The organism is Blastococcus haudaquaticus (genome assembly GCF_900230285.1).
Lineage (GTDB): Bacteria > Actinomycetota > Actinomycetes > Mycobacteriales > Geodermatophilaceae > Blastococcus_B > Blastococcus_B haudaquaticus.
The window spans coordinates 31,985-54,165 of the sequence record NZ_OCNK01000009.1; the positions used below are offsets into that span (position 1 = coordinate 31,985).

Annotated in this window: 22 protein-coding genes and 1 pseudogene; 14 read left to right on the plus strand and 9 right to left on the minus strand. The window is 73.6% G+C overall.

Translation table 11 applies throughout. The features are described from left to right. Positions 1-14: 14 nt before the first annotated feature. A complete protein-coding gene (ypfJ, locus tag CRP30_RS21825; RefSeq protein WP_097186139.1) occupies positions 15-935 on the minus strand; it encodes a KPN_02809 family neutral zinc metallopeptidase in 921 nt (306 codons plus the stop codon). After that, positions 932-1,621 carry an SIMPL domain-containing protein gene (locus CRP30_RS21830; RefSeq protein ID WP_159961867.1) on the minus strand — a complete coding sequence of 230 codons (690 nt, stop codon included), beginning with the start codon at positions 1,619-1,621 and terminating at the stop codon, positions 932-934. The genes ypfJ and CRP30_RS21830 overlap by 4 nt, the downstream gene beginning before the upstream one ends. Before the next feature lie 103 nt (positions 1,622-1,724). Between CRP30_RS21830 and CRP30_RS21835 the strand changes: the two genes are divergently transcribed. Continuing rightward, the gene (locus tag CRP30_RS21835) at positions 1,725-2,171 is read left to right on the plus strand and encodes a nitroreductase family deazaflavin-dependent oxidoreductase (RefSeq protein WP_097186141.1); all 447 of its coding nucleotides are present in this window, start codon (positions 1,725-1,727) and stop codon (positions 2,169-2,171) included. Positions 2,172-2,174: 3 nt separating this feature from the next. Here the strand turns inward: CRP30_RS21835 and CRP30_RS21840 are convergent, their stop codons facing one another. After that, positions 2,175-3,239, minus strand: coding sequence for a winged helix DNA-binding domain-containing protein (locus tag CRP30_RS21840; RefSeq protein ID WP_097186142.1), 1,065 nt, complete (start codon positions 3,237-3,239; stop codon positions 2,175-2,177). Between the two features lie 98 nt (positions 3,240-3,337). On the opposite strand from CRP30_RS21840, the gene CRP30_RS23255 reads away from it, so the two are divergent. The 4 genes from CRP30_RS23255 to CRP30_RS21855 all read left to right on the plus strand — a co-directional run bounded on the left by CRP30_RS23255 (position 3,338) and on the right by CRP30_RS21855 (position 5,969). After that, a complete protein-coding gene (locus CRP30_RS23255) occupies positions 3,338-3,463 on the plus strand; it encodes a hypothetical protein (protein WP_255407398.1) in 126 nt (41 codons plus the stop codon). Positions 3,464-3,472: 9 nt separating this feature from the next. Next, positions 3,473-3,898, plus strand: a complete 426-nt coding sequence (locus tag CRP30_RS21845; RefSeq protein ID WP_097186143.1) for a DUF1801 domain-containing protein — start codon at positions 3,473-3,475, stop codon at positions 3,896-3,898. Between the two features lie 193 nt (positions 3,899-4,091). Then, entirely contained in the window at positions 4,092-4,301 is a 210-nt protein-coding gene (locus tag CRP30_RS21850) for a three-helix bundle dimerization domain-containing protein (RefSeq protein WP_097186144.1), read from the plus strand. Positions 4,302-4,349: 48 nt separating this feature from the next. Further along, positions 4,350-5,969 carry an ABC-F family ATP-binding cassette domain-containing protein gene (locus CRP30_RS21855; RefSeq protein WP_097186145.1) on the plus strand — a complete coding sequence of 540 codons (1,620 nt, stop codon included), beginning with the start codon at positions 4,350-4,352 and terminating at the stop codon, positions 5,967-5,969. A 57-nt stretch (positions 5,970-6,026) separates the two neighbouring features. Here CRP30_RS21855 and CRP30_RS21860 read toward each other — a convergent pair whose 3' ends face one another. Next, positions 6,027-7,256 (minus strand): amino acid deaminase/aldolase, encoded by a 1,230-nt coding sequence (locus CRP30_RS21860; RefSeq protein WP_097186146.1) that lies wholly within the window; start codon positions 7,254-7,256, stop codon positions 6,027-6,029. 210 nt (positions 7,257-7,466) lie between these two features. Between CRP30_RS21860 and CRP30_RS21865 the strand changes: the two are divergent. The 3 genes and pseudogenes from CRP30_RS21865 to CRP30_RS21875 all read left to right on the plus strand — a co-directional run. Beyond that, positions 7,467-8,705, plus strand: a pseudogene (locus CRP30_RS21865) (D-arabinono-1,4-lactone oxidase); the annotation flags it as partial. 1 nt (position 8,706) lies between these two features. Further along, entirely contained in the window at positions 8,707-9,309 is a 603-nt protein-coding gene (locus tag CRP30_RS21870) for a TetR/AcrR family transcriptional regulator (RefSeq protein WP_097186148.1), read from the plus strand. Further along, positions 9,306-10,556 (plus strand): MFS transporter, encoded by a 1,251-nt coding sequence (locus tag CRP30_RS21875; RefSeq protein WP_235003614.1) that lies wholly within the window; start codon positions 9,306-9,308, stop codon positions 10,554-10,556. The genes CRP30_RS21870 and CRP30_RS21875 overlap by 4 nt, the downstream gene beginning before the upstream one ends. 3 nt (positions 10,557-10,559) lie before the next feature. Here the strand turns inward: CRP30_RS21875 and CRP30_RS21880 are convergent, their stop codons facing one another. From CRP30_RS21880 to CRP30_RS21890, 3 genes are all read right to left on the minus strand, one after another. Continuing rightward, positions 10,560-11,453, minus strand: coding sequence for an oxidoreductase (locus CRP30_RS21880; RefSeq protein WP_097186149.1), 894 nt, complete (start codon positions 11,451-11,453; stop codon positions 10,560-10,562). 28 nt (positions 11,454-11,481) lie between these two features. Next, positions 11,482-12,693 carry an MFS transporter gene (locus CRP30_RS21885; protein ID WP_097186150.1) on the minus strand — a complete coding sequence of 404 codons (1,212 nt, stop codon included), beginning with the start codon at positions 12,691-12,693 and terminating at the stop codon, positions 11,482-11,484. Positions 12,694-12,897: 204 nt separating this feature from the next. Beyond that, positions 12,898-14,079: a zinc-dependent alcohol dehydrogenase gene (locus CRP30_RS21890; protein WP_097186151.1), complete on the minus strand. Its 1,182-nt coding sequence runs from the start codon at positions 14,077-14,079 to the stop codon at positions 12,898-12,900. Positions 14,080-14,367: 288 nt separating this feature from the next. Between CRP30_RS21890 and CRP30_RS22875 the strand changes: the two genes are divergently transcribed. From CRP30_RS22875 to CRP30_RS21910, 3 genes are all read left to right on the plus strand, one after another. Then, positions 14,368-16,098: a M23 family metallopeptidase gene (locus CRP30_RS22875; protein WP_200814912.1), complete on the plus strand. Its 1,731-nt coding sequence runs from the start codon at positions 14,368-14,370 to the stop codon at positions 16,096-16,098. Positions 16,099-16,206: 108 nt separating this feature from the next. Next, positions 16,207-17,124, plus strand: a complete 918-nt coding sequence (locus CRP30_RS21905; RefSeq protein WP_097186153.1) for a cation diffusion facilitator family transporter — start codon at positions 16,207-16,209, stop codon at positions 17,122-17,124. A gap of 98 nt (positions 17,125-17,222) precedes the next feature. Next, positions 17,223-18,185 carry a cytochrome c oxidase assembly protein gene (locus CRP30_RS21910; protein ID WP_235003616.1) on the plus strand — a complete coding sequence of 321 codons (963 nt, stop codon included), beginning with the start codon at positions 17,223-17,225 and terminating at the stop codon, positions 18,183-18,185. Between the two features lie 49 nt (positions 18,186-18,234). Here the strand turns inward: CRP30_RS21910 and CRP30_RS21915 are convergent, their stop codons facing one another. Next, complete coding sequence (locus tag CRP30_RS21915; protein WP_097186154.1) at positions 18,235-19,833, minus strand: MFS transporter; 1,599 nt, start codon at positions 19,831-19,833, stop codon at positions 18,235-18,237. A gap of 76 nt (positions 19,834-19,909) precedes the next feature. Between CRP30_RS21915 and CRP30_RS21920 the strand changes: the two genes are divergently transcribed. Further along, positions 19,910-20,419, plus strand: coding sequence for a metallophosphoesterase family protein (locus CRP30_RS21920; RefSeq protein ID WP_200814913.1), 510 nt, complete (start codon positions 19,910-19,912; stop codon positions 20,417-20,419). Between the two features lie 35 nt (positions 20,420-20,454). Further along, positions 20,455-21,267 carry a putative RNA methyltransferase gene (locus CRP30_RS21925; protein WP_439647029.1) on the plus strand — a complete coding sequence of 271 codons (813 nt, stop codon included), beginning with the start codon at positions 20,455-20,457 and terminating at the stop codon, positions 21,265-21,267. Positions 21,268-21,345: 78 nt separating this feature from the next. On the opposite strand, the gene CRP30_RS21930 is transcribed toward CRP30_RS21925, so the two are convergent. Continuing rightward, complete coding sequence (locus CRP30_RS21930; RefSeq protein ID WP_097186157.1) at positions 21,346-21,624, minus strand: GlsB/YeaQ/YmgE family stress response membrane protein; 279 nt, start codon at positions 21,622-21,624, stop codon at positions 21,346-21,348. A gap of 227 nt (positions 21,625-21,851) precedes the next feature. On the opposite strand from CRP30_RS21930, the gene CRP30_RS21935 reads away from it, so the two are divergent. Continuing rightward, on the plus strand, positions 21,852-22,181 hold a 330-nt coding region (locus CRP30_RS21935; RefSeq protein ID WP_200814914.1), incomplete at its 3' end, for a cbb3-type cytochrome c oxidase subunit I.

Genomic DNA, 22,181 nt, shown 5'->3' on the forward strand with positions numbered 1-22,181 from the left:
GGGTCCTTCGTCCATCAACCGAGGTCGTCCGTCGCGAAGGTGTCGCACCGGCTCGGGTCGCCGGTCTCGTACCCGGTCATGAACCACTGCTGCCGCTGCTCCGACGAACCGTGGGTGAAGGCGTCCTGGTCGACGGTGCCGCTGCCGAGGTTCTCCTGGATGAAGTCGTCGCCGATGCGGCCGGCCGCGTCGAGCGCGCGGTCGATGTCGTCCTGGCTGATCTCCGCGATCAGCGGTGCGCCCGACTCGTCGGGCACGGTCTCGGCGTGGTTGGCCCAGGCCCCGGCGAAGCAGTCGGCCTGCAGCTCGAGGCGCACGGTGCCGCTCGTCGGACCGGCCTCGCCCGGTGTCACCTGCCGGTTGGTGCCCAGGAGGTTCTGCACGTGGTGCGCGTACTCGTGCGCGATGACGTACGCGTTGACGAACAGTCCGCCCTCCGCGCCGAACTGGCTCTGCAGCTGGTCGAAGAAGGTCAGGTCGATGTACACGAGCTCGTCCGCGGGGCAGTAGAACGGCCCGGAACCGCTGGTCGCCCCGCCGCAGCTGGTCTGCACCTGGCCGGAGAAGAACACGGTGTCCGTGGGCCGGTAGTCCGCACCGAGGGTGGCCGTCCAGTAGTCCTGGACGGAGTCGATGTCGGCCACGACGGCGCAGTCGACCGAGGTGTTGGCGTCGCCGCTGTCGTCGCAGGCCTGCTCGAGCGCGCTGTTGTCCGCCTGCTCGCCCTGGCCGAGGCCGGCCAGCCCCCCGAGCCCCGCGCCCGTGCCGCCGTCGCCACCACCACCGGCCAGCTGGAGGACGACGACGATGAGCAGCCCGACGATCCCGAGGCCGCCGCCGCCGACGGCGATGCCGCGACCGCCGCTCATGCCGCCGCGGCCGCGGCGGTCCTGCACCGACGACGTGTCGAGGCGCCCGCCCTCCCGGTACCTCATGTGCCGTTGACCTCCGCGCTCCAGAGACTGCCGTCCGGTGTCGACATCGCGAACCGCACCTCGACCGCGCCGTGCACCTCCTGCTGCGGCGGGGCGAGGTCGAACTGGATGTCGCTGCTCTCGAACCGTGCCATCGCCGTCATGGCCCCCGCGACTCGGAGGCCGCCTCCGCCCATGCCCGCGTCGCTCACCTCGAGCAGTGCCGTGAGGCGCGCGCCGAACGCCGTCGCGTACTGCCGGGCCCGGTGCACCGCGTCGTGCACCGCCTCCAGACGGGCGCGTTCCACGGCGGGGCTGTCCGGTCGCAGCCGCCATCCCGGGCCGGAGACCTCGACGTCGTCCAGCCGGCCCAGCGCGACGACGAGATCGCCCACCGCGTCCAGCCGGCCGACGGTGAGGCGCGTCTGCACGGACGCGACGGGCTCGCCCGGGGCGCGCCGGTCGCGCACCTCCAGGTGGACCGACACGCTGGTGGTCTCGACGGACTCGACCGCGTCGCCCGCCGCCGCCGCCACTGCCGCGACCTGGTCCTGGACGGCGCGGCACCGCTCGAGGGCCGTCTGCCGGTCCCGGGCGCGGACGCGGACCGTCACCCAGACGTCGGCGACCTCGGGCTCGACCTGGAGCACGGCCTCGCCGCGGACCAGCACCTGGGGAGAGGGGTGGTCGGGGGTGGAGCTGCTCACGATGACCTCCGGACGAATCGGCGCCCGGACTCTGGCAGATGCCGCGTGGGGCGCCGACGGGGCTCCCCGTGCGGCGGGCCAGCAGGCGCCCTAGGTTCGCTTCATGCCGTTGCAGGGGGAGTACGAGCCGAGTGCCGCCGGCTGGGTCCGGGAGCAGGTCGAGCGCTACGAGGCGAGCGGGGGGCGGGAGGCCAACACCCTTCGCGACACCGGCTTGCCGATCGTCATCGTGAGCACGCGCGGGGCCAAGAGCGGAAAGGTCCGCAAGCTGGGCCTGATGCGCGTCGAGCACGACGGCGTGTATGCGATGGTCGGCTCGCAGGGTGGCGCGCCCACGGACCCGGCGTGGGTCGGCAACCTGCGTGCGCACCCCGACCAGGTGACCCTGCAGGACGGGCCGGAGCCGTGGGACGGCGTGGCCCGCGAGATCACCGGCGAGGAGCGGGCGGTCTGGTGGGAGCGGTCGGTGGCCGCATACCCGGACTACGCGGACTACCAGGTCAAGACCGACCGGGAGATCCCCGTCTTCCTCTTCGAGCGGAGCGCCTGAGCTTCAGGGGAGGTCGGCCGCCAGCGCAGGGACGGCGGCGGCCACCTCGGGGGTCAGCTCCGTGAACGGTTCGACGTCGACCGTGCGCTTCTGGCCGCGTCCGTTCCACCGCCAGACGGCCACCACCTGACCACCGTGCACGACCGTCGCGCGGAACATGCCGTTCTTGCCCGGCACGATCCGGTCGGCGAACTCCGCCGGGACGACAGCCGTGCGGTCGCCGTAGCCGAGCACGAACTCGTCGAAGCCGGGGAGGAGAAGGACGCCCTCGGCCTCGGTGCGGGCGGCCGCCAGCCGGTCGGGCGTCGACGGATCCATCAGGTACTCGGTGCCCTCGACCGTCACCGCCTCGAGGCGGTCGCGCACCGTCGCGACGCCGGCGCGCACGTCGCGCAGGGTGGTACCGGCCCACCGGGCGAGGTCCTGGAGGGTCGCCGGCCCGTGGCCGGTGAAGAACCGCAGCGCGAGCTCGGCCAGCGCCTCGTCGCGGTCGAGCCGGCACGGCTCGGGGATCCAGTCGTCGAGCCGGACGAACTGCTGCTCGCCGGCACCGTCGGTCGGGCCCAGCACCAGGGTGCCGGTCTGGGAGAGGTACCAGAGCAGGTGGTAGCCGCGCTGTCCGGAGACGTCGACACCGCCCGCGCCGATCGCGGTCAGAAGGTCCGCGCGGGACGCCCGGCCGCCATCGGCGAGCGCCTCGACGACCACCTCCCGCGCCCTCTCCGCCTGGGGCTCGTCGAGGCCCAGGTACTCCCATCGCTTGCCGATCCCGTTCAGCGCGCGGACGCCGACCGTGTCGAGGAACCAGCGGAGGTCCTCGGCCGCGACGAGGTGCAGGGTGCCGCGCATCGGCCAGGAGCGGACCACCTGGCCCGCGTCGAGTGCCGCCTCGACGTCCGTGCGTCGTCGGCCCGCCGTGCGCAGCGCCACCGACAGCAGCGCGCCGGGGTAGTCCTGCCCCTGCACGGCTCCCAGCCGGCGGACCGCGTCGGCCGCCGTCGGCTCGGGTGGGCCCACCAGCCGGAGGGCGGCCAGGCGCAGCAGGCCGATGTCGCGCAGCGTCGTCACGCGCCCACCGTCGCAGGCCGGTACGACAGACTCCAGCCCCGCAGAGGGTCCCGGCCGCAGGCCTCCTGAACCGGCCGATCCGGAGGTAGCGTGCCGCCATGACGAGGATGGGCGGTACCCGCGGCTCCCGCGCAGAACGACGCAGGCGGCTCGTGGCGATGGTGCTCGTGTTCGGGATGATCCTGGCCGCGGCGGCGACGATCATCTCCCTGATGCTGGGGTAGGAGGACGCCGTGCCCGACGCGATCGAGGCCTGGTTCGACGCCGCCGGGCCACGGGCCGGGGAGCTGCGCCGGATCGACGAGCTGGTGCGGGCGGCGGCGCCCGGCATCGACCGGCAGCTGGTGCCGATGGGGTCCTCGGCGATGCTGGGGTACGGGCTCATGCCCTACCGGCCGCGCTCGGCCAAGGAGACGACGACGTGGCCGCTGATCTCGCTGGCGGCGCAGAAGCGGCACCTGTCCCTCTACGTGTGCGCCGTCGTCGACGGGGAGTACATCGCCGAGCAGCGCGCGGAGCGCCTGGGCAAGGTCTCGTGCGGCAAGAGCTGCATCCGGTTCACGTCCCTGGACAAGCTCGACGCCGGCGAGCTGAGTGCCCTGGTCCGGGACGCCGTGGCCGCCACCGCGGCCGGCGACAACAGCTACGCCAGCGCCTGACCGGCCACCACCTGACGAGCCACCACCCGACGGCGCGCCACGCCGAGGGCGAACAGCGGTGGGGACCTAGGTCCCTGGCCGACGGACGCGGCGCGGGTCACGGTGTTCCAGCACGACATCGGCCGCCCCCTCGGGTGGCCCCCGGGGGGAACATCCACTGCCGCTCGCGGCACGCGCACCCGAAGGACCGTCCATGACGTTGGCAGTCCCGCCCACCGTCCCCGACCCGTCCGTCCGCTCCGCCGTCTGCCGGCTCAGCCAGGAGTTCCCCGAGCTCCGCCCCCGATCGATCGTGCTGGTGGTGCGCACCTGCCGCGAGGAGCTGCGCGGCTCGCCCACCGATGCCCTTCCCGAGCTCGTGGAGCGCCTGGCACGTCAGCGCCTCCGGGTGTCGCTGGGCTGACACGGACGCGCCGCGGAAAGCGGTTGCCCGGGCCGGGAGGATGTCCGGGTGGGTTACGTGGATGTCAGCGCGGTCCGGCACACCCTCTCCGACGGGCGGGTGCTGCTCGACGACGTCAGCTTCCGCATCGGGGAGGGGGCACGTGCGGCCCTGGTCGGGGAGAACGGCGCGGGGAAGACGACGCTGCTGAGGATCATCTCCGGCGATCTGGCCGCGGAGGCAGGCTCGATCGCCCGCACCGGTGGCCTCGGGGTCATGCGGCAGTTCATCGGTTCGGTCCGCGACGACACCACCGTCCAGCGGATGCTCGTCGACCTGGCGCCGCCCGCCGTCCGGGAGGCCTGGCACGCGGTCGAGGCCGCCGAGCTGGCGATGATGGAGACCGACGACGAGCCCACCCAGATGGCCTACGCGAACGCACTGGCGCACTGGGGCGACGTCGGCGGGTACGACATCGAGGTCACCTGGGACACCGTCACGGTCGCCGCGCTGGGCGTTCCCTACGACCGCTGCAAGTACCGCGAGCTGAACACGCTCTCCGGGGGCGAGCAGAAGCGGCTGGCCCTGGAGTGCCTCCTCCGGGGGCCCGACGAGGTGCTGCTGCTCGACGAGCCGGACAACTACCTCGACGTCCCCGGCAAGCGGTGGCTCGAGGAGCGGCTGCTCGACACCCGCAAGACCGTGCTGTTCGTGAGTCACGACCGGGAGCTGCTGGCCCGGGTGGCCGACCGCGTCGTCACCGTCGAGGGCGGGACGGCGTGGGTGCACGGCGGCGGCTTCGTCAGCTACCACGCAGCCCGGACGGCGCGGCACGAACGGCTCGCCGAACTGCGCCGGCGCTGGGACGAGGAGCACCAGCGGCTGATCGACCTGGTGCGCACCCTCCAGCAGCAGGCGGCCAACTCTCCGGACATGGCCAACCGGTACCACGCGATGCAGACCCGGCTGGCCAAGTTCGAGGCGGCCGGGCCCCCGCCGGAGCGCCCGCCGGAGCAGAAGGTGTCGATGCGGCTGCGCGGTGGGCGGACCGGCGTCCGGGCGGTGATCGTCGAGCAGCTGGAGCTGACCGGCCTGATGCAGCCGTTCGACCTGGAGATCTTCTACGGCGACCGGGTCGGCGTCCTCGGGGCCAACGGTGCGGGGAAGTCGCACTTCCTGCGGCTGCTGGCGGGGCAGTCGGTCGCGCACACCGGTGACTGGCGGCTCGGCGCGCGCGTCGTCCCGGGGTTCTTCGCCCAGACGCACGCCCATCCGGAGTGGCAGGACCGGACTCCCGTGGACCTGCTCTGGCACGGCGAGCCCGGGCGGCCGGGGGTCGACCGCGGCCGGGCCATGGCGGCGCTGCGGCGGTACGGGCTGGCGGAGGCGGGGGAGCAGCCGTTCCGGACCATGTCCGGTGGTCAGCAGGCGCGCTTCCAGATCCTGCTGCTGGAGCTGTCGGGCGCGACGCTGCTGCTGCTCGACGAGCCGACGGACAACCTCGACGTCCTCTCCGCGGAGGCGCTGGAGGAGGCGCTCGACGCGTTCGACGGGACCGTCCTCGCCGTCACCCACGACCGCTGGTTCGCCCGGTCCTTCGACCGGTTCGTGGTGTTCGGCGCGGACGGCAGGGTCTACGAGTCGGGCGAGCCGGTCTTCGACGAGGCCCGGGTCCAGCGCGCCCGTTAGGCCCCCTCCCGGGTCCCGCCGCGAGCTTGCGAGGGGTGGGGAGGAGGGGGTCCTTTTTCAGCCGAACGCCTTGCCCTCGCCGCGGTAGGTGGGCATCGCCCCGGTGAGCTCGTCGCCGACGAGGGTGTGCAGCTCGTCGACGTGCTCGCAGATCTCGCCCGCCTTGGCATGGCGGAACCACACGCGGTCGCCGACGGAGAGCCGCGAGGCCGCCGGTCCGCGCAGCGGGGTCTGTACCTCGCCCACGCCCTCGGCGGGCAACCAGCGCATACCGGCCGGGTAGGTGGGAACCGGCAGCCGGTCGGCGCCCGGCGGACCCGAGGCGATCCAGCCACCGCCCGCGACGGTCACCGTGCCGGGCGCGGGGACACGGGTGACGGGTGCCGCGAAGAAGGCGGCGGGCCGGCCGGTGAAGGCGCGGTAGCCGTCGAAGAGCACGGGGTTGTAGAGGCCCGATCCCGCCGCGACCTCGGTGACGGCGTCCTCCGCGGCGGTGCGCTCGACACTGCCGGTCCCCCCGCCGTTGACGAACTCGAGGTCGGCCACCTCGGCCACGGCGGCCACCGCCGCGGCCCGCCGGCCGGCGAGCTCCCGGCCCGACAGTGCCTGCATGCGGCGGACGGCGAGGCCGCGGACGGGCCGGTGCGCGGGCGCGTCCTGGACCCCGGCGATCTGCGCCTCGTAGACCATCACGCCGACGAGGCGGACGCCCTTCCGCCCGGCGATCTCCTCCGCGAGGGCCGCCGCCTGGGCGGGGGAGTGCACGGGCGAGCGCCGGACGCCGACGTGCACCCGGCCGCCCACCGCGCGCAGCGAGGCGTCCACGTCCACGCACAGGCGGAGGTCCGGACGCCGGCCCGGGGGGACGACGGAGTCGAGGAAGTCGAGCTGGGCGACCGAGTCGACCATGAGCGTCACCCTGCCGGCGGTGGTCTCGTCGGCGGCGAGCCGGCGGAGCGCCGCCCGGTCGGCCGAGGGATACCCGACGACGACGTCGGTGCTGACCGCGTCGTCCCCCTCGGCGAGCCACAGCGCCTCCGGCAGGGAGTACGCGAGCACGCCGGCGAAGCCGGGCCGGGCGAGCACCCGGCGGAGGACGCCGCGACTGCGCACCGACTTGCTGGCGACGCGGATCGACTTGCCCGCGGCGCGGCGGACCAGGTCGGCGGCGTTGGCGTCCAGCGCGTCCAGGTCGAGGACGGCGAGCGGCGGGTCGAGGGACGCGGTCGCCCGGTCCAGGCGGGCGCCGTCGTCGGCGCCGGACCGGGTGGACGCCACGGATGTCATGGCCCGCAGCATCCTGGGCCGACACGTACTGGGTCAACCGTCCCAGACGCTTGACCCAGGGTGCGCCACCCGCGAGGCTGCCCCGGACGTCGCAGCGTGCGTCGCGACCGGACCCGAGGGGGAGCGGTGCCCGGCTCGGCGTCCGACAGCTGGCGGAACTGGGGTCGCAACCAGCGCGCTGCGGGCATCGAGGCCGTCCACCCCGTCGGTGCCGACGAGATCGCCGCCGCGGTCGTCGGCGCCGCCCGCAGCGGCCGGCGCGTGCGGCCGATCGGCAGCGGCCACTCCTTCTCCGCGATCGGCCGCCCGGAGGACGTCCAGCTCGTCCTCGACCGGCACGCCGGCCTGGTAGACGTCGACGCGACCGGTCTGGTCACCGTGCAGGCGGGCATGCCGCTGCACCGGCTCAACGCCGAGCTGAGCGCACGCGGCTGGGCGCTCACCAACCTCGGCGACATCGACCGGCAGACCGTCTCCGGTGCCCTGTCGACCGGGACGCACGGCACCGGGGCCCGCTTCGGTGGCCTCGCCACCCAGCTGCGCGGCTTCGAACTGGTCCTCGCCGACGGCTCCACGCTGCGCTGCTCGGCGACCCAGAACGCCGACGTCTTCGCGGTGGGGCGCATCGGGCTGGGCGCCCTCGGGGTGCTCGCGACGGTGACGCTGCAAGCGGAACCGGCCTTCGCCCTGCGGGCGGAGGAAGGCCCGGCGCGGTTGCCGGAGCTGATCGAGGGGTTCGCGGAGTTCATGGGCTCCGCGGACCACGTCGAGTTCTACTGGTTCCCGCACACCGACCGCTGCCTGAGCAAGCGGAACACCCGGGTCCCCTTGAGCGAGGGGCTCGGACCGCTGCCCCGCTGGCGCGCCGTCTGGGACGACGAGGTGCTCGCCAACGCCGTCTTCGGCGGGGTGGTCGCCGCCGGTCGCCGGGTGCCGTCGCTGATCCCGCCGCTCGCCCGCGTGTCCGCCGGCGCGCTCGGCCCGCGGACCTGGACCGACCACTCCCACCGCGTCTTCGTCAGCCGGCGGAGGGTCCGCTTCCTGGAGATGGAGTACGCCGTCCCCCGGGCGGACGCCCCGGCGGTGCTGGCCGAGCTCCGGCGGGTGCACGAGGCCGGCGGCTGGCGGGTCGCGTTCCCGGTCGAGGTGCGGGTCGCGGCCGCCGACGACATCCCGCTGTCCACGGCCGAGGGGCGCGACAGCGCCTACATCGCCGCGCACGTTCCCGCGGGAACGCAACCGGGGGCCTGGTTCGGCGCCCTGGAGTCGATCGCGGGCGCGGTCGGCGGACGTCCGCACTGGGGCAAGCTGCACGGTCTGGACGTCGACGTCCTGCGGACCCGGTATCCCCGGTTCGGGGAGTTCACGCGGCTGCGCGATCGGCTGGACCCGGCCGGCACCTTCACCAACACCCATCTCGAGCGCGTGCTCGGACGGGCGGGCGGCTGAGATGACCCGACTCCCGGTGGAGGAGCGGCGCGCTGCGCTGGTGGACGCCGCCCTGCGGGTGATGGTGCGGAACGGGCTGGCCGCCGGCACCACCCGCGCGATCGTGAGCGAGGCCGGGATGTCGCTGGCCAGCTTCCACTACGCCTTCGCCTCCCGCGACGACCTGCTGCGCGAGCTGGTGCGGGGGGTCGTCGGCCGGGAGTTCGCCGCGGCCACGTCCGGCATGCCCGCGGACGCCGGACTCCTCGGCTGCCTGCGCCACGCCGCTGCCGGCTACCTGGAGCACCTCGCGCGCGAGCCCGGCCACGAGCAGCTCATGCTCGAGCTGACGATGCACGCGCTACGCAGTCCCACGCTGCGGCCGCTGGCCCGCGAGCAGTACCGCGCCTACACGGAGGCGGCGACGCACCTGCTCGACCAGGTCGCGGAGCTCACCGGCGAGCAGTGGGCCCGGCCGGTGCCGGAGCTGGCCCGGCTGCTGATCACGCTGGTGGACGGCGCCACGACCACCTGGCTGGTCGACCGCGACACCGCGGCCACCCGCGCGGTGCTGGACGCGGGGATCGAGGCCTTCGTGGCCGGCGCCGCCGTGCGCCCGGCGTGAACAGCGCAGCCGGGCCGGTGACCACGGCCGGGAGCGGTGGGCCCACCGCACCGGTCGGCCGGGCGTGGACCACGCGGTTCGGTCTCATCTGGCTGGGTCTCTGGGCGGCGCAGCTGGCCCCGATCCAGCTGCTGCTGCCGCTCCAGCTCGAGGACCTCGACCCGGTGCACAAGGTCCGTGACTTCGGTCTGGTCAACGGGCTGGCCGGAGTCGCAGCCCTGGTGACCCTCCCGCTGTTCGGCGCGCTCTGCGACCGGACGACCAGCCGGTGGGGTCGCCGACGGGTCTGGGTGGCCGGCGGGGTGACGGTCTACGTGGCAGGCCTGCTGCTCACCGGCGCCGCCGGATCGTGGGCGGAGGTGGCCGGCGCCTGGCTGATCGCCCAGCTCGGCATGTACGCGGCCATGGCCGGACTGACGGCGACGATCGCCGACGACGTCCCGCCGGGGCAGCGGGGCACCGTCTCCGCCGCCGTCTACGGACCGCAGGCGCTGGGGATCGTCGTGGGCCTCGGCCTGGTGACCGCCGTCGGCGCCGACCCGGGGCTCGGCTACCCGCTGCTCGCCGCCCTGCTCGTCGTCGTCGCGCTCCCGTGGCTGCTGCGGACCCGCGAGTCCACGGCACCGGAGGACCGTCCGCCCTCCGTCCCCGCTGCGCTCGCCGCCACGTGGTCGGCGCCCGGGCGGCATCCCGACTACGCCTGGGCCTTCGCCGGCCGGCTGCTGGTCAACCTCGGCAACGCGCTGGGGACGACGTACCTCCTCTACTTCCTGACCGACGGGCTGCGGGTCGAGGACCCGGAGGGGTCGTTGCTGGTCCTGACGCTGATCTATCTGGTCGCCACGGTGGCCGCGACGTGGGGCGGCGGCATCCTGTCCGACCGCACCGGCCGGCGCCGGGTGTTCGTGGCAGGGGCCGCAGTGCTGCGGGCGCTGGCCTGCGCGGTGCTCGTGGTGACGCCCAGCTGGCCGAGCGCGCTGGTGGCCGGCCTGCTGCTCGGGCTCGGCTACGGCGCCTACACGTCGGTCGACCAGGCCCTGGTCACCCAGGTGCTGCCGGACTCGCGGGCGGTGGCCGGGGAGCTGGGGGTCATGAACGTGGCGGTGGTGGGTCCGCAGGCGCTGGCGCCCCTGCTCGCGAGCCTGGTCATCGCCGAGCTCGGTGGCTACGACGTGCTGTTCGCCGTCGCGGGCCTGGCCACCGTTCTCGGTGCGCTCACGGTGGGCCGGATCCGCTCCGTCCGCTGAGCCTCAGAGATCCGGGTCGGGTTCGCCCGTGCCACCGATCCGGTCCAGAGCTTCCAGTTCGACGGGGCCCAGCTCCCGGGCCGAGGCCACCAGGTTCTCCTCGAGGTGGGCCACCGATGACGTCCCCGGGATCAGCAGCAGGTTGGGCGAACGGGCGAGCAGCCAGGTGAGCGCCACCTGCATGGGCGTCGTCCCCAGTCGGCGGGCGACGGTCTCCAGAGCCGCGGACTGGATGGGCGTGAAGCCGCCGAGGGGGAAGAACGGCACGTAGGCGATGCCTTCGCGGGCGAGCGCGTCGATCAGCGGGTCGTCGTGGCGGTGCACGAGGTTGTAGTGGTTCTGCACGCAGACCACCGGCGCGATCGCCCGGGCCTCGGCCACCATCTGCGTCGTCACGTTGCTGATGCCGAGGTGGCGGACCAGGCCCTCCTGCTGCAGCTGGGCCAGCGCCTCGAACGGCTCGGCGAGCGAGCGCTCCTCCGGTGCGGCGAAGCCGGGCATCCGCAGGTTGACCACGTCGAGGACGTCGACGCCGAGATGGTCGAGGTTGTCGTGCACGGCGCTGCGCAGCTCGTCGGCGGAGAGCGCCTCGGGCCAGTGCCCGTCCGGTGTACGGCGGGCGCCCACCTTGGTCACGATGACCAGGTCGCCGGGGTAGGGGTGCAGCGCCTCCCGGATGATCTCGTTCGTCACGTGCGGTCCGTAGTAGTCGCTGGTGTCGATGTGGTCGACGCCCAGCTCCACCGCGCGGCGGAGCACCGCGACGGCGGCGTCCCGGTCGGCCGGCGGCCCCATCACGTGTGGTCCGGCGAGCTGCATGGCTCCGTACCCGAGCCGGTGCACCGGGCGGTCGCCGAGGGGGTACTGGCCGGAACGCTCCGCGCTGATGACCGTCATGCGGGCCCCCTACCCAGCCGCTGCCCGCTCAGGCGGCTGCGGTCTCCTGCAGCGTGTCCCGGCGGCGCGGCGCGACCGCGACGACGTCGGCGGCGGCGGCGCGCCGGCCGGCGGCGCGGGCGAAGAGGGCCAGGACCGCCCCGACGAGGGCGAGCACGGCGCCGACCCACATGGGCGCGGTGTAGCCCAGCCCCTGGGAGATGACCAGCGCGCCGAGTGCGGCGCCCAGGGCGTTGGCGACGTTGAACGCGGCCTGGTTGGCCGCGGACACCAGGCTGCCGCCCGGGACGCGAGCGGCATCGATGACGGCGTTCTGCACCACCGGGCCCAGGGCGAACGAGAGGGTGCCGAACAGGACGAGCAGGGCGACGGCGGCGACGGTGGTCCGCGCGAGGAAGGCGAAGGCGACCAGGACGCCGGCCATCGCCACCAGGCCCACGGCGACGAAGGAGAAGCCGTAGCGGTCACCGAGCCGCCCGCCGGCCAGTGTGCCGACCGTCGTCCCGGCGCCGAACAAGGCGAGGACCGGAGTGACCCAGGCCGTCGGTATCCCGCCGAGTTCGGTGAGGATCGGGCTGACGTAGCTGTAGACGGCGAACAGGGCGGAGAACCCGACCATCGTCAGTGCCAGGACCAGCCAGACCTGGGCGCGGCGGAAGGCGCGCAGCTCGACCCGCAGATCGGTCGGCTCCCCGGCGTCCGAGGGCATCCACGCGAGCAGCCCGGCGATGGTGGCGATCCCGATGACGGCGATCGCGCCCAGCACGATCCGCCAGCTGGCGTGCTGGGCGACGAAGGTGCCCAGCGGGACGCCGATGACGTTGGCCAGGGTGAGGCCGGTGATCATCAGCGAGATCGCCCGGGTCGCGCGGTCCGGCGGGACCAGCCGACGGGCGGCGACCGCGCCGACACCGAAGAAGGAGCCGTGCGCGAGGGCGGTGAGGACGCGGGCGGCCACCAGCAGGCCGTAGCTCGGGGCGAGCGCGGAGAGGACGTTGCCGACGACGAAGACGACCATCAGCGCCACGAGTGTCTGCCGCGGGGTGAAGCGGAGGCCGACGGCGGTCAGGGTGGGTGCCCCGATGACGACGCCGATGGCGTAGGCCGAGATCAGGATGCCGACGGCGGACACCGAGACGCCGAGGCCGTCGGCGATCTCGGGCAGCATGCCCATGACGACGAACTCGGTGGTGCCGATGGCGAAGGCGCCGATGGCGAGGGCGAGCAGGGCGCGGGGCACGGGGCGGAACTCCAGGGGACGCGGGGGCGCGGGCGGGGGAGCGGCCGGCGGACGTCGTCGTCCTGGCAGGACCGGGCTCGTCACTCTGCTCATGGGCAAGCGGTGCGTGGGACGTGCCATGCCCGGGCGGGGCGTGGGTCTGCTCACAACGCGCAACCAGGGCGCCGGCCGGTGCGGCCGGCGCCCTGGCGGGTCAGGACCGGGTCAGGGCTGGAGGAGGACCTTGACGGTCCCCTCCTTCTTCTCCCGGAAGTTCATGTACGCCTGCGTGGCGTCGGCGAGGGGGACGTGGTGCGTGGCGAAGTCGTCGACGCCCAGGGGGTCCTCGTCGGTGAGCAGCGGGAGGATGTCGGGCACCCAGCGCCACACGTTGGCCTGGCCCATGCGCAGCTGGATCTGCTTGTCGAACATCCGCATGAGCGGCAGCGGGTCGGTCGCCCCGCCGTAGACACCGGAGAGCGAGACGGTCCCGCCGCGGCGGACGGCCTCGAGAGCGGTGTTGAGCGCGGCCAGCCGGTCGACGCCGACGACCTGCATGACCTTCTCCATGACCGCGTCGGGGACGACCGCGGTCGCCTTCTGGGCGAAGGACGCGAGCGGTGAGCCGTGTGCCTCCATGCCGACGGCGTCGATGACCGCGTCCGGTCCGCGCCCGGAGGTGGCGTCCCGGACCGCCTGGACGACGTCGTCCTGCTTGGTGGAGTCGATGACCGTGACCCCACGGGCGCGGGCCCGGGCGAGGCGCTCGGGGACCACGTCGGAGCCGAACACCGTGCCCGCGCCCAGGTGCAGCGCGATGCGGGCGGCCATGTCGCCGATGGGGCCGAGGCCGAGGACGAGCACCGTGCCGCCCTTCGGGATGCCGGCGTACTGCACCGCCTGCCAGGCCGTGGGCAGGACGTCGGAGAGGTAGACGAAGCGGTCGTCGGCCGGACCCTCAGGGACCTTGATCGGCAGCGTGTTGCCGAAGGGCACCCGCAGGTACTCGGCCTGGCCGCCGGGGACCTGCCCGTAGAGCTTCGTGTAGCCGAACAGCGAGGCGCCGAAGCCCTGCTCCCGGTTCTGCGTCGTCTCGCACTGCGACTGCAGGCCCTGCGAGCAGGTCCAGCAGGTGCCGCAGGAGATGTTGAAGGGGACGACGACCCGGTCGCCCGGCTTCACCTCGGTCACCTCGGAGCCGACCTCGCGCACGATGCCCATCGGTTCATGGCCCATCACGTCACCGACGCTCATGAAGGGCGCCATGACCTCGATGAGGTGGAGGTCGGACCCGCAGATGCCGCTGGAGGTGACCTCCACGATCACGTCGGTCGGTTCCTGGATGACCGGGTCCGGCACGGTGTCCACACGGACGTCCGCACGGCCGTGCCATGTCACTGCGCGCATGTCTGGATCTCCCTACGAGGGGTCGTGTTCCGGCCGTTCAGAGGTAGTCCTGCCCCTTCGTGACCTGGATCGCGCGACTTTCAACAAGTTGCTGCGCGGCGATCACGCTCCGTAGTTTGAGTATCACGCGGCGCTGAATTACATGCGTGGATTCTTGTGGGCCAGGCCACAGATATGCAGGTCAAAACCCCGTTGTGCACATCACGAAGAGGTCACGGCGTGTTTACATGGGCCCCGCTCCTCTCCCCGGGAGTGCATGTGGAATGCCCGCCAACGGAAGTCAGGTGCATGAGTTCGCTCCACCAGGAACCCCTCCTCGCCGAGGGATCGGAACCCCTGAACGGGTCCGCTCCGACCCTCGCCCCGGCCCGCGGAACCTCGCGCACGCCGGCTGCGGGGAAGGCGACCAGCACGGCTCCGACGCAGCGCCTGGGGACGGCGCAGCGCACCGGGACCGCCGAGACCTCGACCGTTGACGGGACGCCCAGGACCCGGACGCGCCGCCCTGGCACCGCGAAGGCTGCCGGCGCGCTGGCCGCCCGCGCCAAGGCTGCCGGCACCGCGACCCGCAAGGCCGCCACCGCGAAGGCCGCCACGGTGAAGACGGCCACGTCCGCGACGGCGAAGGCGACCGCGAAGGCGGCCACCGCCGCCAAGGCCGCCGCCACTGCGAAGGCGACCTCGCGCGGGGCGGCGGCCCGGCCGAGCACCGCGACGGCGAAGACCTCGCCGGCAGCACCGGCCTCGCCCGCGAAGGCTCCGGCTGCGAAGGCCGTGACCGACAGGCCCGGGACCGCCAAGCCCGTGGCTGCCAAGGCTCCGGTCGCCAAGGCTCCGGTCGCCAAGGCTCCGGTCGCCAAGGCTCCGGTCGCCAAGGCTCCGGTCGCCAAGGCTCCGGTCGCCAAGGCTCCGGTCGTCAAGGCTCCGGTCGCCAAGCCTGTGGCTGCCAAGGCTCCGGTCGCCAAGGCCGCGACCGCGAAGGCTCCGGTCGCGAAGGCTGCGACCGCCAAGCCCGCGACCGCCAAGCCCGTGGCCACCAAGGCTCCGGTCGCAAAGCCCGCGACCGCCAAGCCGGCCGCCAAGCAGGTGGCCGCCACCGATGTCGCCGCTGCGACGGCGTCTGCCGCGCAGCCGGCCAAGGCCGTCGAGCCGCGCGTGCGGCCCACGCCCCACAAGCGCACCGTCCCGGCCGCCCAGATCCTGGCGGCGATCGCCGAGCAGGCCGGTGCACCCGCCGTCGCCGTCGCCGTCACCTCGCACGCCGTCCCTGCAGTGGTCGACGGGCGCGTGTCCCGGCTCCTGCGCCGTCGACCGCCGTCGATCGGCCGTCGTCCCTCGCTCTACCTGGCCGCCGCGCTGATCAGTGCGCTGGGCGTCAGCGGGATCGTCTCCGAGGATCCCGCCGCGCAGGCGACCGACACGATGAGCCACTCGGTGAGCGTCGCCGAGGAGCTGGGCATCGAGGCGACCCCGGTCGAGGCCTTCACCGAGACCGATGCGACCGAGCTGCTGGGTGAGCTGGCCGCGAGCCGCAACGTCCGTGACGCCGAGCAGGCCGCGGCAGTCGAGGTGCAGGCGCAGGCCGACGAGGCCGCCGCCGCGGCGGCGGCTGAGGCGGCCCGCCCGAAGGCCGTCCTCCCCGTGCAGGGCGCTCGCCTCACGAGTGGCTTCGGCGCCCGCTGGGGCACGCTGCACGCCGGCATCGACCTCGCCGCCCCCATGCAGACCCCGGAGTACGCCGTCATGGACGGTGTCGTCCTCGAGGCGGGGCCGGCCAGCGGCTACGGGCTCGCGGTCTACATCCAGCACGAGAACGGCGACGTCACCGTCTACGGCCACATGGACTCGATCCTGGTCGAGGCCGGTCAGGTCGTCCGGGCCGGCGACACCATCGCGCTGCTCGGCAACCGCGGCCAGTCCACCGGGCCGCACCTGCACTTCGAGGTGCACGTCGGCGGCCTCAACGGCGAGAAGATCGACCCGCTGCCGTGGCTGCGCGAGCGCGGCGTCGAGATCTGAGTTCCCGCACCGTCGACGCCCTCCGCCGGACTCCGGCGGGGGGCGTCGTCGTTGGGGCACACTGCGCCGGGGGAAGCTGACGGGGAACGGCCCAGGCGGGAGGCGGCGATGGGGCACGGTCACGCACACGCGCCGGTGACCGCGGCCGGCGGCCAGCGGCGGCGGCTGCTCGTCGTCCTGTGTCTGACGCTGGCCGTGATGACCGCTGAGATCGTCGGCGGTCTCCTCTCCGGCTCGCTGGCTCTCCTGGCCGACGCCGGCCACATGGCCACGGACGCGGCGGGCGTCGCCCTCGCCCTGGGGGCCGTGACCCTCGCTCAGCGGCCGGCCCGCGGACGGCGCACCTTCGGCTGGCAGCGCGTCGAGATCCTCGCCGCCGTGGCCAACGGGTTGCTGCTCCTGGTGGTGGCCGGTTACGTCCTGGTCGAGGCGGTCCGCCGGATCGGTGAGCCGCCCGAGATCGGCTCCGGCCTGATGCTCGCCGTCGCGACGGTGGGCCTGGTGGTCAACCTGGCCTCCCTCGCCGTCCTGCACCGCGGGCGGGACACGTCGCTCAACGTCCGCGGGGCCTACCTCGAGGTCCTCGCCGATGCGCTCGGGTCGGTCGCCGTCATCGTGGCGGCCGTGGTCATCCTCACCACCGGCTGGACGCCGGCCGACATCCTCGCGTCGGCGGTCATCGGCGTCCTGGTGGTGCCCCGCGCCTGGCACCTGCTGCGGGAGGCGCTCGATGTCCTGCTCGAGGCCGCCCCCCGGGGCGTGGACCTCGCCGACGTGCGCACCCACATCCTCGGTGTCGACGGCGTCATCGGCGTCCACGACCTGCACGCGTGGACGATCACCTCGGGCCTGCCCGTCCTGTCCGCCCACGTCGTCGTCACCGACGCGGCGCTGGCCGCCGGTCATGGCGGCCGGGTCCTCGACGCACTCTGCGAGTGCCTGGGCGCCCACTTCGACATGGAGCACTGCACGTTCCAGCTGGAGGCGCAGGCGCACGCCGGCCACGAGGCGCCCGTCCACGAATAAGGACCCCGTCCCCCTCACTCTTCGCAGGCTCAGCTCGAGCCTCTGGACGGGGCCGAGTGGGACAGTGGGGGAGAGCGACGGGGATCGAGGAGGAACTGGTGGACCACGGGCACCACTCGGGCATGTGGGTGCCGGACCAGCCACCCACGTGGGCACGGATGTTCGTCCCGCACCTGGACGCGTGGTCGGTGCTGGCCGTGCTCAGCGTCGTCGGTCTGCTCGTCTACCTGGGCGCCGTCGTGCGGCTCCGACGCTCCGGCGTCGCCTGGCCGTGGTGGCGTGTGCTCGCCTGGATCGGCGGGACGGCGTCCCTGTTCGCCGTCACCGGCACCTGGCTCAACGGCTACAGCATGGTGCTGTTCAGCGTCCACATGACCCAGCACATGGTGCTGTCGCTGATCACCCCACTGCTCCTGCTGCTGGCGGCACCGGTGACGCTGGCCCTCCGGACGCTGCCCCGCGGCAGTGGCGCCGCCGGAGCGCCCAGGGCTCTGCTGCTCAACGGCCTGCACAGCCGGGTCGCGCGGTTCCTGGCCTCACCGTTGTTCTCGATCCCGCTGTTCATCGCCAGCCTGTACGGCGTCTACTTCACGCCGCTGTTCGACGCCCTGATGAGCAACCCGGCCGGTCACCAGCTGATGCTGGCCCACTTCGTCGTCACCGGTCTGCTCTTCTTCGGCCCGATCGTGGCGCAGGATCCCTGGCCGCGGACGCTGAGCCACCCGGGCCGCATGCTCGAGCTCTTCCTGCCCGTGCCGTTCCACGCGTTCTTCGGCGTGGCGATCATGATGGCCGGATCCTTGGTGGTCGACACGTTCGCGCAGCCGCCGGCCGGCTGGGGCATCGACCCGCTGCGGGACCAGGGCGAGGCCGGCGGCATCGTGTGGGCGTTCGGCGAGCTCCCCACCGTGCTGGTCCTGGCCGTCGTCTTCTTCTCGTGGGCCAACTCGGACGACCGCCGGGCCAAGGCGCTGGACCGGGCCGCCGACCGCACCGGTGACGCGGAGCTGGTGGCGTACAACGCCCGTCTCCGCGCCCTGGCGGAGCACAGCAAGAGCTGACGGAACGGGCCCGCCTCCCCGGAGGGAGACGGGCCCGAGACGTGGTCGGCTATCCGACGTGGGCGACGGCGTCGCCCTCCGCCGGCAGGTCCTCCTTGGTCGCCTTGATCAGCACACCGGCGACGACCGCGCCGAGCACCAGCAGGACGGCGGCCCAGGTGAACGCCGTGGTGTAGCCCTCCACCTGCGCGGCGAGCCCGACGGTCGGGTCCTGCGGGTCCGCACCCGACGACAGCGCGTCCGCGGTGTACGTGCTGATCGCGGCCACCGACAGCGAGGCGAGGACGGCGGTGCCGATCGAGGCGCCCACCTGCTGCGTCGCGTTCAGCATCGCGCTGGCCGCGCCGGCGTCGTGCACGCCCGCACCGACCAGGGCCAGGTTGGACAGCGGCACGAAGGTGAACCCGAGGCCCAGCCCCAGCAGCAGTTGACCCGGGAACGGCACCTCCCAGAAGTCCGTCTCGAGCCCCACGAACGACAGCGTGAACAGCCCGGCGGCCGCGAGCAGCCCGCCGAGCACCATCAGCGGCTTCGGTCCGACCCGGGGCACGAGGGCGCTGGCCGCGCCGGCGGAGATGAAGACGCCGAGCGTGGTCGGCAGCGAGGCGAGGCCCGCGGCGATCGGCTCGTACTCCAGCACCTGCTGGAAGTAGAGGCTCAGGAAGAAGAACGCACCGATGAGCCCGGCCCCCACGAGGGTCGACGTCAGGTAGGCGCCACCACGGTTGCGGTCCAGGACGATCCGCATGGGCAGCAGCGGGTTGCGGGTCCGCAGCTCCAGGACGACGAACAGCGCGACCAGCACCAGGCCGGCGACGATGAACAGCCATGCCGGGCCGTCGGTCCAGCCGCTGTCCGGGGTCACGAGGGCGGCCGTGCCCTGGGCCGCCGACTGGGCGTTGGCCGCTGCCGCCTCGGCCGCGTTGGTCTGCGACGCCTCAGCGACGCGGGTGAAGCCGTAGACGATCGACGCCAGGCCCAGGGTGATCAGGATCGCGCCCGGGATGTCGTAGCTGGTGTCGCCGGGAGCCTTGCTCTCGGGCACGAAGGGGATGGCCAGCGCGATGGCGAGCAGTGCCACCGGGAGGTTCACCCAGAAGCACCAGCGCCAGTCCGCGTACTCGGTGAGCACTCCGCCGAGCAGCAGGCCGATCGCCGATCCACCGCCGGCGATGGCGCCGTAGACGCCGAAGGCCTTCGCGCGCTCCTTGGGGTCGGTGAACAGGACGGTCAGCAGCGCCAGGGACGCGGGGGCGAGCAGGGCTCCGAAGACACCCTGCAGCGCGCGGGCACCGAAGAGCATCGCCTCGTTCTGGGCGACGCCGCCCAGGGCCGACGCGACCGCGAAGCCCGCGGCACCCACGAGGTAGGTGCGCTTGCGGCCCCAGAAGTCGGCGATCCGGCCGCCGAGCAGCAGGAACCCGCCGAAGGTCAGGGTGTAGGCGGTGACGATCCACTGCTGGGACGCCGCGCTGATGCCCAGGTCCGTGGTGACGGCCGGCAGGGCGATGTTGACGATGGTGGCGTCGAGGATCACCAGCAGCACGGTCATCGCGATGATGCCGAGTGCCAGCCAGCGCCTCTCGTACGGCTCGTCGGCGGGGGTCGCCGCGCCGTCGGCCGTGGTCGTGGGACGGGGTTCGGTCACAGAGAAGTCCTCATGTCGTGCGGATGGACCGGATCGCCGGCCGCGAGCGAACGTATCGGCCTGCGATCATGGAGTCGTGCCTGTTTCGTTGGTGTTCACCTCGGACACGCACGTCCCCAGGCGGGCACGTGAGCTACCTCATTCCCTCTGGGCGGCGATCGCCGAGGCGGACGTCGTCGTGCACGCCGGTGACTGGGTCGACCTGGCGCTGCTGGACCTGTTCGAGGCCCGGTCCCGGCGACTCGTGGCGGTGTACGGCAACAACGACCACGGCGACTTCCGCCGACGGCTGCCCGAGGTGGCGCGCGCGGAGATCGCCGGCATGCGCTTCGCCGTCGTCCACGAGACGGGGGACGCGAAGGGCCGCGAGCTGCGCTGCGCCGCCCGGTTCCCGGACACCGACGTCCTGGTCTTCGGGCACAGCCACATCCCCTGGGACACGACCGCGCCGTCCGGGCTGCGGTTGCTGAACCCCGGCTCGCCGACGGACCGGCGCCGTCAGCCGCACGGCACCTTCGTCACCGCCGTCGCGGACGGCGGCGAGCTGCGCGACGTCGTCTTCCACGCCGTCCCCGCGCGTCCGTGAGCGGACGCCCCTCGTGGGACGGGCGGGCACTCGCCCTGCTCGCCTGCCCGGTGTGCGGCGGGCCCCTGGCCGGACTGCCGGGGGCGACGGGCCTGCGCTGCCCCCAGGGCCACTCGTTCGACCGGGCGCGGCAGGGGCACGTGACCCTGCTGCCGCCCGGGCACCGCCCCCCGTCGGGGGACTCGGCCGAGATGGTTGCCGACCGGGTGGCCTTCCTGGACGCCGGGCACTACGCCGGCATCACCGCGGCGCTGGCCGACGCTGCCGGACGTCCGGCGAGCCTGCTGGACCTGGGAGGAGGGACGGGCCACCACCTGGCGGGCGTGCTCGACCGGCTGCCCGACTCGGCCGGGGTGGTCCTGGACTCCTCGCCCTACGCCGCCCGACGGGCGGCCCGTGCGCATCCGCGCGCGGTGGCCGTCGTCGCGGACAGCTGGGCCCGGCTGCCGGTCGGGGACGGCGTCGTCGACGCGGTGCTCGTGGTGTTCGCGCCGCGCAACGGCCCGGAGATCGCGCGGGTCCTCCGGCCGGACGGCCGGCTGGTCGTGGTCACCCCGGCGCCGGACCATCTCGGCGAGCTGGTGGGACCACTCGACCTGCTGCGGGTGGATCCGGACAAGGCGGCGCGCCTGGCCGCGTCGCTCGAGCCCGACCTCCGGCCGGTCGGGACCGGGGGGCACCGTGCGGAGCTCCTCCTCCCGCGCGCAGCCGTCGCGACGCTGGTAGGGATGGGCCCGCACGCGCGGCACACGACGCCCGCTGCCGTCGCGGCGGCGCTGACCCGCCTCCCGGAGCCGATCCGGGTGACCGTGTCGGTCGACGTCACCACCTACCGCCGGGCCCGCTGACCGGCCCGGGACGGCCGAGGGGCCCGGCCTTCCGGCCGGGCCCCTCGGGCGAGCCCCCGCGATCGCGGGGGTGGTGCGTCAGCGGCTGACCGACCGCCGACCGCGACCGGCCACGGCCACGTAGATGCCGAGCACGATGATCGCGCCGATGATGGAGGCCCACCAGCCGCCCAGGTCGAACTCCGCCTCGCCGCGGAAGATGAGGCCGGCGAGCAGGTTGCCGACGACGGACCCGATGATGCCCAGGACGATCGTGGCGACGATGCCCAGGTCCTGCTTGCCGGGGATGACGGCTCGGGCGATGAGGCCTGCGACCAGGCCGATCACGATCGCCATGATGATGCCACCGATGGACATGTGTGGACCTCCGAGTGGGTGGTCCGCCGGGGCGGACCGGCACCCGGGATCTCCGGGCACGGGGTGGGGATTCCCTCGATCCCATGATCGAAAACTCGCAGGACATCACGGTCGGACGTCGATGAGCGGCCTCCGCGTCGCCTGTCGCCCGGGAAGCGGGCAGGACCACCGGCGCGCCCGCCTCGTCGGTCGGAGGTGCTGCGCGAGCACCGTCTAAGCTCCGGAGCGTGACGATTGCACCGGCGCCCATCGTGAGTCGGCCGAGTCCGGTCCACGTGGCGGAGAAGGGTTCGCGGCTGTCCAACCTGCTGCGGACGACCGACCACAAGACCATCGGCCTGATGTACATGGTCACCTCGTTCGCGTTCTTCATCGCGGGCGGGTTGATGGCCCTGCTGATGCGGGCCGAACTGGCGCGGCCGGAGCTGCAGTTCCTCTCGCCGGAGCAGTACAACCAGCTGCTGACCATGCACGGCACGGTCATGCTGCTGATGTTCGCGACGCCGCTGTTCTTCGCCTTCGGCAACCTGATCATGCCGCTGCAGATCGGCGCGCCC

Bases quoted from the DNA above. Each gene is read 5' to 3' on its own strand.
- CRP30_RS21880 (WP_097186149.1), bottom strand. From the start codon at position 11,453: ATGACGGTCATCAGCGCGGAGCGTTCCGGCCAGTACCCCCTCGGCGAC.
- CRP30_RS21860 (WP_097186146.1), bottom strand. From the start codon at position 7,256: ATGACATCCGTGGCGTCCACCCGGTCCGGCGCCGACGACGGCGCCCGC.
- CRP30_RS21850 (WP_097186144.1), top strand. From the start codon at position 4,092: ATGACGTTGGCAGTCCCGCCCACCGTCCCCGACCCGTCCGTCCGCTCC.
- CRP30_RS23255 (WP_255407398.1), top strand. From the start codon at position 3,338: ATGACGAGGATGGGCGGTACCCGCGGCTCCCGCGCAGAACGACGCAGG.
- CRP30_RS21835 (WP_097186141.1), top strand. From the start codon at position 1,725: ATGCCGTTGCAGGGGGAGTACGAGCCGAGTGCCGCCGGCTGGGTCCGG.
- CRP30_RS22875 (WP_200814912.1), top strand. From the start codon at position 14,368: ATGAGTTCGCTCCACCAGGAACCCCTCCTCGCCGAGGGATCGGAACCC.
- CRP30_RS21870 (WP_097186148.1), top strand. From the start codon at position 8,707: ATGACCCGACTCCCGGTGGAGGAGCGGCGCGCTGCGCTGGTGGACGCC.
- CRP30_RS21890 (WP_097186151.1), bottom strand. From the start codon at position 14,079: ATGCGCGCAGTGACATGGCACGGCCGTGCGGACGTCCGTGTGGACACC.
- ypfJ (WP_097186139.1), bottom strand. From the start codon at position 935: ATGAGGTACCGGGAGGGCGGGCGCCTCGACACGTCGTCGGTGCAGGAC.
- CRP30_RS21930 (WP_097186157.1), bottom strand. From the start codon at position 21,624: ATGTCCATCGGTGGCATCATCATGGCGATCGTGATCGGCCTGGTCGCA.
- CRP30_RS21905 (WP_097186153.1), top strand. From the start codon at position 16,207: ATGGGGCACGGTCACGCACACGCGCCGGTGACCGCGGCCGGCGGCCAG.